Annotated in this window: 7 protein-coding genes; 4 read left to right on the plus strand and 3 right to left on the minus strand. The window is 45.9% G+C overall.

Translation table 11 applies throughout. The features are described from left to right. Window positions 1–95 precede the first annotated feature (95 nt). Window positions 96–1442, minus strand: a complete 1347-nt coding sequence (locus AC5JR3_RS03670; RefSeq protein WP_495843146.1) for a cytochrome P450 — start codon at window positions 1440–1442, stop codon at window positions 96–98. Window positions 1443–1688: 246 nt separating this feature from the next. On the opposite strand from AC5JR3_RS03670, the gene AC5JR3_RS03675 reads away from it, so the two are divergent. The 3 genes from AC5JR3_RS03675 to AC5JR3_RS03685 all read left to right on the plus strand — a co-directional run bounded on the left by AC5JR3_RS03675 (window position 1689) and on the right by AC5JR3_RS03685 (window position 6040). Further along, entirely contained in the window at window positions 1689–3890 is a 2202-nt protein-coding gene (locus tag AC5JR3_RS03675) for a phosphoketolase family protein (RefSeq protein WP_495843147.1), read from the plus strand. A 206-nt stretch (window positions 3891–4096) separates the two neighbouring features. Continuing rightward, the gene (locus AC5JR3_RS03680) at window positions 4097–4960 is read left to right on the plus strand and encodes an NgoPII family restriction endonuclease (protein WP_495843149.1); all 864 of its coding nucleotides are present in this window, start codon (window positions 4097–4099) and stop codon (window positions 4958–4960) included. A 15-nt stretch (window positions 4961–4975) separates the two neighbouring features. Next, window positions 4976–6040, plus strand: a complete 1065-nt coding sequence (locus tag AC5JR3_RS03685; protein ID WP_495843151.1) for a DNA cytosine methyltransferase — start codon at window positions 4976–4978, stop codon at window positions 6038–6040. A 228-nt stretch (window positions 6041–6268) separates the two neighbouring features. On the opposite strand, the gene AC5JR3_RS03690 is transcribed toward AC5JR3_RS03685, so the two are convergent. Both AC5JR3_RS03690 and AC5JR3_RS03695 read right to left on the minus strand, forming a co-directional pair. Beyond that, window positions 6269–6733: a hypothetical protein gene (locus AC5JR3_RS03690; protein ID WP_495843154.1), complete on the minus strand. Its 465-nt coding sequence runs from the start codon at window positions 6731–6733 to the stop codon at window positions 6269–6271. Next, on the minus strand, window positions 6730–7974 hold the full coding sequence (locus tag AC5JR3_RS03695; protein WP_495843156.1) for a cation:proton antiporter: 1245 nt from the start codon (window positions 7972–7974) through the stop codon (window positions 6730–6732). The genes AC5JR3_RS03690 and AC5JR3_RS03695 overlap by 4 nt, the downstream gene beginning before the upstream one ends. Before the next feature lie 380 nt (window positions 7975–8354). Here AC5JR3_RS03695 and AC5JR3_RS03700 point away from each other — a divergent pair, with 380 nt between their 5' ends. Continuing rightward, window positions 8355–9452, plus strand: coding sequence for a glycosyltransferase family 4 protein (locus tag AC5JR3_RS03700; RefSeq protein WP_495843158.1), 1098 nt, complete (start codon window positions 8355–8357; stop codon window positions 9450–9452). The last annotated feature ends 495 nt before the right edge of the window (window positions 9453–9947 follow it).

The following is a 9947-nucleotide window of genomic DNA, read 5'->3' on the forward strand; positions in this document are numbered from 1 at the left end:
ATTTTTGGACAATGCCCACCCTATAACGATGTTGGGTTTATTTAAGCGCAGCTACTTACTCTGCCCTACACCGCCAAAACAGGCGATCGCTCTTGCTAACGCTTACTTGTGATCACCATTTGCACGCCACCTTGGGGGGCAATGGTTACGCCACGACGCACAGGTTGCACAGGTCGCTTGTCTACCAATGCCAACTGATAGCGAGACAGTACCGTCGCTAAAACCAGCTTCATCTCAAACAGCGCTAGAGCAAAGCCGATACAGCGGCGATTTCCGCCCCCAAAGGGCAAGTACTCGTAAGGAGAAAACTGTCGTTCGAGGAAGCGTTCTGGCTTAAATTGCTGCGGTTCTGGATAGATATCTTCGCGCTGATGGGTCAAATAAATGCAGGGAGCCAGCATGGTCTCAGGCTCAAACAAGTAACCCATAATCTCAATCGGGACTTTGAGGATGCGTGGAGAGACAATGGGCGTAACGGGGTAAATCCGTAAGGTTTCTGAGCAAACGGCGTTGAGATAAGGTAGTCGGGAAATCTCCATCGGGGAAGGATTATCTCCCAGGCTTGCCAGTTCTTGCAGCAACTTTTCTTGCACCGCAGGCAACTTGTGAATCCAGTAAAATGCCCAAGCCAAAGTGGTTGCTGTCGTCTCATGACCCGCTGCCAAAAGGGTGATCAACTCATCGCGTAACTCTTCATCGCTCATCCCTTGCCCTTGCTCGTCCCGTGCGGCAATCAGCAAGGTGAGAATATCTGTAGCGGTGGGATCAACTTGAGCGCGACGTTCGGCAATTTCTGCGCTTAAGAGGGTAGTCATTTCCTGATGGCGCTTTTTGAAGCGTCCCCAGGGACTCCAGCTTCCCCAATCCTTTTGCAAAACATCCAGAAACAGCAAACTGGAGCCTAGGCGAGAACCCGTAAGATTGAGCAAACTCGCTAGGAGTGGCTTGAGTTGCTGGTAGCGATCGCCATCGGCTAAACCAAAGACGGCATGTAAAATCACCTGGAGGGTAATTTCTTGCATCGCGTCACGCGCTCGGAAGGGTTGACCCGGTATCCATTTACTGGCGACTTGCTCGGCAATCTGGCAAATTATCTCACCGTAGGAGCGCATCCGTTCCCCGTGAAAGGGAGGCATCATTAGGTGGCGTTGGAAGGCGTGGCGATCGCCATCGAGTAACAATAAGGAGTTATCCCCCACCAACGGTCGTATCAGTCCATTAGCACGACCAGCATCAAAGGTGTCAGGAGCAGCGGTAAAAATCGCTTGAATCGCTTGCGGGTGGCTGAAAAAGACTAAAGGATTCGATTGGCGCAGTTCGGCTGTGAAGGGATCGCCGTAGCGTTGAGCGCTGCGCTCCATGTAGCCAAACGGATTGGCAATCCACTCCAGTAACTGCAACAAAGGCGGCTGCTGCGAACCATCAGGTAGTACCTGAGACATTTTTCCTCTACCCCATTTTGCTCAGTTAGTTCGATTCTAATGAATTGCCAATGGAGTTAAAAGGATTCAATCCTTAAGTTGTGGGTTGGGAATTCAGCATCAACACGGTACTTGAGTTTAAGAACTTATAACAGTCTTACCAATAACTAATGGCTGATGACTGATGACCAATGACTAATCACTGTAGGATCTACCTAATTGAAGCTAATCCCCATGGGGATATTATTTGAAGAGGTATCTGATCTTATGACCGCTGTTACTCAATCAGCCCCTGGCTTTTGCGAAGGGATTCAGTATTTTGGAGGATCGTTACCGGGATTTGAGAAATTAGGCAAAGAAAGTGCGATCGCCAACGGAAAAAACGCGATCGCCTCTCCTAGCGATCCGGCTGCAGTCTTCCAAACAATGCTGGCTGCCGATGCGTTGCGCTATCTCACCTTGCAGGTAACAGCTAGTAAAGCCTCTGGACATCCGGGAGGATTTGCCAGTATTGCCGATGCCATCGCCGCCCTCGTCATGCTGGGTTACAAAAATATCCTCACAGAAGTGGGACACCACGCCCCTGGGTTTTATAGCAGTATGTTCCTAGACCGCTCCCTGGAAGATATGGGGATTGATACCGTGCAAAAAATGCGCGATCGCTTCCGGGAACACAAAGGCTTGCTAGGACACCTTTCCGGGCAAATTCCCGGACTCCTCAGCCCCGCCGGGCCCCTCGGACAAGGGCAACACTTTGCAATGTCCGGAGCATTACTCCACCGCGACATCCTCTTCCCCGTCACCATTGGCGACGGCGGCATTGGTGAACCGTATGTAATGAGCAGCATGGCGCACTTCCACACCGCCTATCCCGAAGTCACCAACTTCCTCCCGATTCTCGTTTGGAACGGCTACAGCCAAGAACACCACAGCATGGTGTCCACCAAGCCGAACCAAGAAATGATTGAATACTGGGAAGGCAACGGCTTTCAAAACGTCATCTTAATTAATGCCAAAGACTACGACGACGCCAACCAACCCGGCGAATACGTCGATAGCACCGAGTTTTCCCTAGAGAAACGCCTAGAGTTTACCCAAGCCATCCTGGAAGCAACGGATAAAGCCGCTAAGTCTGCCCTCAGCGGCAAACTAACTGTACTCATTGTCAAACAGCTTAAAGGAGCAGGAGTACACGACCGGGGAGCAAAAGCCCACAACCTCTACGGCTACCACACCCTAGACAATGAAGATATCGTCAGCGCCTTAAAACAACGGGCTTTATCCCCCGCCGCTTGGGAACTGGTACGCACAAACTTTGAACGCTCATCTGGCGGCCCCGCCTCCCATCATGTAGTCACGGAAAAAGAATTATCCCTGTCAGATTTAGGAAAATTGCCCCTAGAAGAATTTCCCGTTGCGGGGGAAAAGCAAGTAGCAACGACCACAATGGGAACATTGATTTCCCATGTGGGTAAAAAAGACCCTAGCTTCGTCCTCTCCAACGCTGATGGTAACGCCGCCTCTGGGATTAATAACGTTAACCAAGCCCTGAAAATCCTCCACCCCACCGAGGACGAAGCCTACTACCAAGGGCCAAAGGGTCAGGTTTACGAACCCTTAAGCGAAGATGCTTGTGCAGGCTTGGCAGCAGGCTTGGCATTGTTTGGCGCACGTACCCTCTGGTGTTCCTACGAATCCTTTGCCGTTAATGGTTTACCGATTTGGCAAACGGTGACGCAAGCAATGGCAGAACTGCGTCGTCCTACCCCATCCACCGTTACCCTATTTACCGCCGGAGCATTGGAACAGGGGCGCAACGGCTGGACTCACCAGCGTCCGGAGATTGAAAACTACTTTGCTGCCATGATGCGAAATGGTAATATCTTCCCTCTCTTCCCCCCCGATGCCAACAGCATCCAAGCTTGCTACGAGTGGGCGCTGACGACGAAGAACAAGGGAATTCCGATTATCGCCAGTAAGTCACCCTTGCCCATCCGCACTACCTTCGAGCAAACCCGTCAAGCCTTAAAAGATGGCGGCGTTGTTTTGCACGAAAGTGAAGGCACAAAGAAAGTCGTCTTTGCCGTTATCGGCGACATGACCCTGATTCCAGTCTTTGATGCCGCGACTCACCTAGAAAGCAAAGGCATCGGCGTCCGCATCGTCTCTATCATCAGCCCCCGCCGCCTGTATCGTCCCCACGATACCGCGTCGGACACCTGCTCTCAACCCGATAACCATTTCTTAGATGATGCTGGGTTTGAGAAGATGTTCAGCGGCGATGCCTTAATTGGTGTCACCGGAGGTGCCAGTGCCATGCTAGAACCCCTGATGCTACGCAGCACCGCCAAGCGAGACATCTTCGCCTGGAAACGTGGAGAAACCACCGCCAGCCCTACGGAATTGTTTGCATTTAATGGCTTAACCGCTGAGAATTTGGCAAAACGCGCCGGAGATTTGGCAAGTTAAGTTGAGTTTGATGTAATGGAATGCCCCCACTCAAAATAAACCCAGGTGGGGGCTAACCATAAAAAAGATTTTTTACTGATTAACAGATTGTGAATGATTAAAATCTGCCTAAGAACGAGGTAGCTAAACTTAGATAACGGTCATTGATTCCTATTATTTTAAAAAGAAACTCTCTGCAATATTGATAAATACCACAAAATTAATTCATGTCGAATATTCTCAAAGCTATCAAAACGATTGTTGATAATCCCATGCCAAATCTAGTAAATTACTACGAAAATAAAAACAGAATTAATAGTGTAGGTGATGCTTTAGAATGCTTTGTCAAAGATATATTTGCTGATACTGTATTAGAAACTGATAAAAGTAATAGGTTAGAGAAATATAATCAAGTTTTCTCGTATATAGGCAATTCTAATAACCCACCTGATTTAATTCTAAAAAATGATGATGCAATAGAGGTCAAGAAAATAGAATCTCTAAAAGCGGGTATTGCATTAAATAGTTTTTATCCCAAGTCAAAGTTGTATGTTGACAGCCCTCTACTAACTTCTCAGTGTCGTCAGTGCGAAGATTGGCAAGAAAAAGATATTATTTATGCAATTGGAGTGACTCCAACAAAAAATCTAAAGTTACTGTGGCTTATATATGGTGATTGTTATGCCGCTGATAGAGAAATTTACAAAAGAGTTACTGACAAGATAATCAACGGCGTTTTAGAAATAAAAGACGTTGAATTTTCTGAAACGAGAGAACTAGGTCGAGTCAATCGAGTAGATCCTTTAGGAATAACCTACCTGAGGATAAGAGGAATGTGGGGAATTAAAAATCCTTTAACTGTATATGACTATCTTAACTTTGAAGATAATATCAGTGAAAATGCTCAAGTAATTGCTATTATGAAAAAAAGTAAATACATGGATTTTCCGTTACAAGATAGGCAAGCCATTGAAAATATATTTAAAGATAACTTCAAAATTATAGATGTAAAAATTCAGTCTCCAAATAACCCCGCTAGCCTTATAGAGGCAAAAGTTATAAACTATAAAATCAACGACTCGTTTGTATAAATTAAAAAGTAGGCGATGGATATTGTATCTCTATTTTCAGGTTGTGGCGGACTGGACTTAGGTTTTCATCAAGCTGGTTTCAAAATTATTTGGGCAAATGAATATGATAAATCTATCTGGAATACTTATGAATTTAATCATCCAGAAACAAAACTGGATAAAAGAGACCTAAGAAGCATTAAGCCTTCAGAAATTCCTGATTGTATAGGAATCATTGGCGGCCCTCCCTGTCAAAGTTGGAGCGAAGCTGGTGCAGGGCGCGGAATAAATGATAGCAGAGGTCAACTATTTTACAATTATGTTGAAATCATTAAAGAGAAAAAACCGCTTTTTTTTCTAGCAGAAAATGTGAGTGGAATACTCGCCAAAAAGCACGATCATGCTTTTACAGAGATTTTGTACCAATTTAAAGATGCGGGGTATGAAGTAACTTATAAGTTATTAAATGCTAGCAACTATAAAGTTCCACAGGATAGGAAGCGAGTAATTATTGTAGGATATCAAGAAAGAATGGGAGGGGCGTTTAAATTCCCTGAGGGTAGTAATAGGGTTTTAACGTTGAGAGATGCTATTTATGATCTAAGCAAAATAGAACCTGTACCAGTAGAAAGTGAGGTAAATGAAAATCGCGGAACAATTCCTAATCATGAATATTTGGAAGGCGGATTTTCAAGTATCTATATGTCGAGAAATAGGGTAAGAGGTTGGGATGAACCATCTTTTACAATTCAGGCTGGTGGAAGACATGCTCCCATACATCCTCAAGCAAGAAAAATGATTTGGATAGGAAAGGATCAGTGGAAGTTTGACGAAGATTCGTCTAAACCATCTCGTCGTTTGTCTGTTAGAGAGTGTGCGAGGATTCAGACTTTTTCAGATAATTTTATTTTTAAATACGATCATATTGCCAACGGTTATAAGATGGTAGGAAATGCTGTTCCTGTTAACTTGGCAAAAAGTTTGGCGGAAAAAATGTTAATAGATGTTCAGCAGTATCTAAATTTTGGTATTTGTACAAATTTGCAAACTAAACAACTTGCCACGCAGTTGACGCTGATTAAACCAAGTTTACTTAAATAATTTAACCACTGAAAATTTAACAAAAAAACAGCTAATGTCTTAGAGAATTGTGCGGCTATAGACTCTGCCAATTCATTTAAGCTTGATTGGTTTTGAAGGGCTGCAATAGCTTTCTATCATTAAGATTTAGAGTAGCGATCGCCCTACTGTTATTAGACCCAACGGAGGTAGTGGTGAGCGGCATTCATTACCCCGGCTCTCACAAATCAAGTATCCTCAACAAGCACGCTATTTCCGACGCGGGTTGGAGGGGGCGATCCTTTTCCAGACAAGGCGGCTCAGTACCCCTCCTAGCGCTCCGCCTATGGCTCCGAAGCTCGCTCCCGAAAAGCCGCCAATATAGGCTCCAATAATCGCTAAACCGAGTACAGGCCCTTCTGTAACTTTTCCGGCGATCGCTGCCACTAGAGAACCCGTAAATGCCACAACCAATCCCCAGAAGACTGTGGCAAATAGAGTCATAAGTATTATCCAAAAGATGGCTCCCAGCACGCCTCTAAAGCCGAGCCGCGCCATCATGCTGCTCATTTTTCCAAAAACTGCACCAAATAAAGCTCCTGTGATTGCTCCACCCATCACCCAGGCGATCGCCTTGCCGATTTCTGCCTGGAATAGTCCAAAGAAAAACAAGCAAATAACGACCGCCCAGAAAACTGCCCAAACAGCAGTCCAGAAAACACAGGTGAAACTCATAAATCAGAATCATTTTGCTGTTTAGGCTTCAGACGTTTTTCATACCAGTCCATCAAAGGAGTTGAACTAACACCATGCAAAAGCACCGAGGCGATAACAATCAGGAAAACAATCCAGGTAATTTCTTCCATAACATCTCCTTCAAGCCCCTCAGTCAGACTATAGGTTAAATAGTATAGGGAGCCGACGCCACGAATTCCAAACCAACCCATGAGCCAACGCGTTGCAGGTCGTAAGTTACTCCCCGCCGTGCTTACCCAAGTCCCCAAGGGTCGAATCACAAAGAGCAACAAAACTCCCAGTAACGTCGCATCTCCCAGGTAACGCAGCATTGGTTCAGCGCGGAGAATAGAGCCTAACAGCAAAATTGTCGCCAGTTCCAGTAGTTTTTCAATGCGTTCTGTGAACTCTAACTGAGCCATTCGCTTTTCCTGTTCGCTATAGTAACTTGCCTGTACTGTCACACCTGCAACAAAAACGGCGAGAAACCCATAACCATTGACCACTTCTGTGAGGGAATAGGCGATCAAAATTGTACTGAGGGCAAGAAAATCCTCAATCAACTCATCAGCCGGTCGAATAGCTTGCAGACGCCGCTCAAGCCAGACGATCGCTTTTGCCACCACGATTCCCACGACAATTCCCGCTGCGATCGCCCATAGTAAGTCAACCGCTACCCAGTCTCTAAACCACTGTTGCCAATTATCGTTTTTGAGCAAATAAATCCCAAAATAGACAAAAGGAAACGCCAAAGCATCATTCAATCCGCCTTCAGAGGTCAAACCAAATCGCAGCTCTGTTTTATCTGTAACGCTCTCTAGCTGGACATCGGAGGCTAAAACAGGGTCTGTAGGAGCAAGAATCGCGCCGAGCAAAATCGCGGCTCCCCAGCTTAGTCCCAAAAGCCAATGACTCACAAGCGCGATCGCCACAATCGAAATCGGCATCAAAAACCCAATCAGCCGCGCCGTAATATTCCACGACCACCACTTCAGAGGACGATTCATTTTCAGACCGCAGCTAAACACCGAAATAATTACGACAAGTTCAGTTAGCCGTTCCAGAAAATGAGCATTCGGTTGCACTGTAATCAACCCAGATCCATAGGGTCCCAAGCAAATGCCAACCAGTAAATAGAGCTGAGCGTAGGAAAACGGCAGGCGGGCTATCCAACCTGAACCCAAAGTAACAAAGAGTAAGAGTATACCGATGACCAGTAGGTCGAGGATATAGTAGTCCAAAAGAAATTACGCCTACCTATCAAGATGATGCTGTGAGCTTAACGGTTTTTCCCTGCAGGACAAATCACCTCCCGGCTAGATTTTTGCTCCTTGTCTCCCGGATTAAAGACCAAATAGAGGTCAGAAGCTTTGAGCCGGATAGCTATCCTAAATGAGTTTTAATTTCCAGAGTAGTTTTGCTGAAGAAGATTTATTGCTTGAGGAAGACGTACTTGGGATCAATAAATTTATATTCTGAGAGCGGCTTCAATTAGGTACAAATACCGTGTACCCCAGCACAGTGCAATTGTCCTGCAATCACTAATATCTAGTCAAGTTGTAGAAAATTGCATCAAAGCCTGTTGTCACTGATTTGCATAAACTGTTGGCATTGTAGATATATGAGAATTGCACAAATTGCGCCTTTGTGGGAAAGAGTACCGCCATTTCGCTATGGTGGCATTGAATTAATAGTGAATTTGTTGACAGAAGAATTGGTGCGGCGTGGTCATGAAGTCACGCTGTTCGCCTCTGGAGACTCCCTGACAACGGCTCAACTACACTCAGTTCATGACCGAGCACTGCGGTTGGATGAACAAATCAAAGAGCCAGGAGTATACGAGCAATTAATACTCTCCAGGGTTTATCACCAAGCCGAGCAATTTGATGTGATTCATTCCCACGTTGGCTGCATTGCTCTGCCCTACTGCGAGCTTGTGAAGACTCCCACCCTACACACTCTGCACGGCATCTTCACAGCCGATAGCGAGAAGCTTTTCCAAGAATTTGCCACCCAAGCTTTTGTTAGCATTAGTGACGCCCAACGCCGACCCCAGCCAGGTTTGAACTATATTCACACTGTTTACAACAGTATTGATTTAGACGTTTATCCATTCTTTGAAAAGCCAGCAGAACCTGCTTATCTCGCCTTTGTTGGGCGGATGTCGCCAGAAAAAGGGCCAAAGGAGGCAATCGAAATCGCCCGTGCTACAGGCTATCCCTTAAAAATGGCAGGAAAAATTGACCCGGTAGACCGTTCCTACTACGATGAACAGCTTAAGCCGCTGATTGACGGGAAACAGATTCAGTATCTGGGGGAAGTCTCTCACGAAGAAAAGGCAGAACTCTTAGGAAATGCCAGCGTTACCTTGTTCCCGATCACTTGGCGCGAACCCTTTGGTTTGGTAATGATTGAATCAATGGCAACTGGCACGCCTGTTGTCGCTATGGGCTTGGGTTCTGTTCCAGAAGTCATTGCCCACGGTAAAACCGGGTTTGTCTGTGACTCCTTAGAGCAGCTTGTTGCTGCCGTATCAGATACCATGAAACTCGACCGGACTCTCTGCCGCGACTACGTGGTCAATCGCTTTAGCATCAAGACAATGGTAGACGAGTACGAACGGTGTTATGAAATGCTTCTGGGGAGAGGAACAGATAGTAGTGCTACGGGGCGTAGCCCGGTGACGTACACAAAAAAACTGCTCACTACCCACAACTGATAACGGACGATCTACACTAAAACTTATTGGGCAATAGATTTTTTCTGGCAGCTAGTTGGGGAGATATGCGATCGCGCCAGTTCTCGCAATAAGTTCTAACGTAGAAGCAACGACTCAGGAACGCAAGAGTTCTGTCTTGAGTCGTTTTTGATTTATTAGCATAGCCGATTGTGCAGCGTGCGGACTCCAAATCCCTTGGTGGGGATAATCATTCATCCCTATTCCCCGCTTGCCAGATTGACTAAAGAAGTCTGAAGTATAAAGGATGAAGGATGAAAAGATATTGGTACATGCCTCGCCTCTCGTAGGCAAAAAAAACAAAAAAATTCAATAGTCAAGCCCCATCCCTTTATAAATGGGGTAATTTCATACTTCATACTTCAGTTGACCCGATACACTTTTGTAGTTTGCCGACATACCTAGAGAGGCAATAAGCGTCAGTAAGCAACCCACGGCTAAAAGCGCGTGGGCTTCAGCCCGGATCAAGCCAATCTA

It is taken from the genome of Kastovskya adunca (assembly GCF_059505785.1).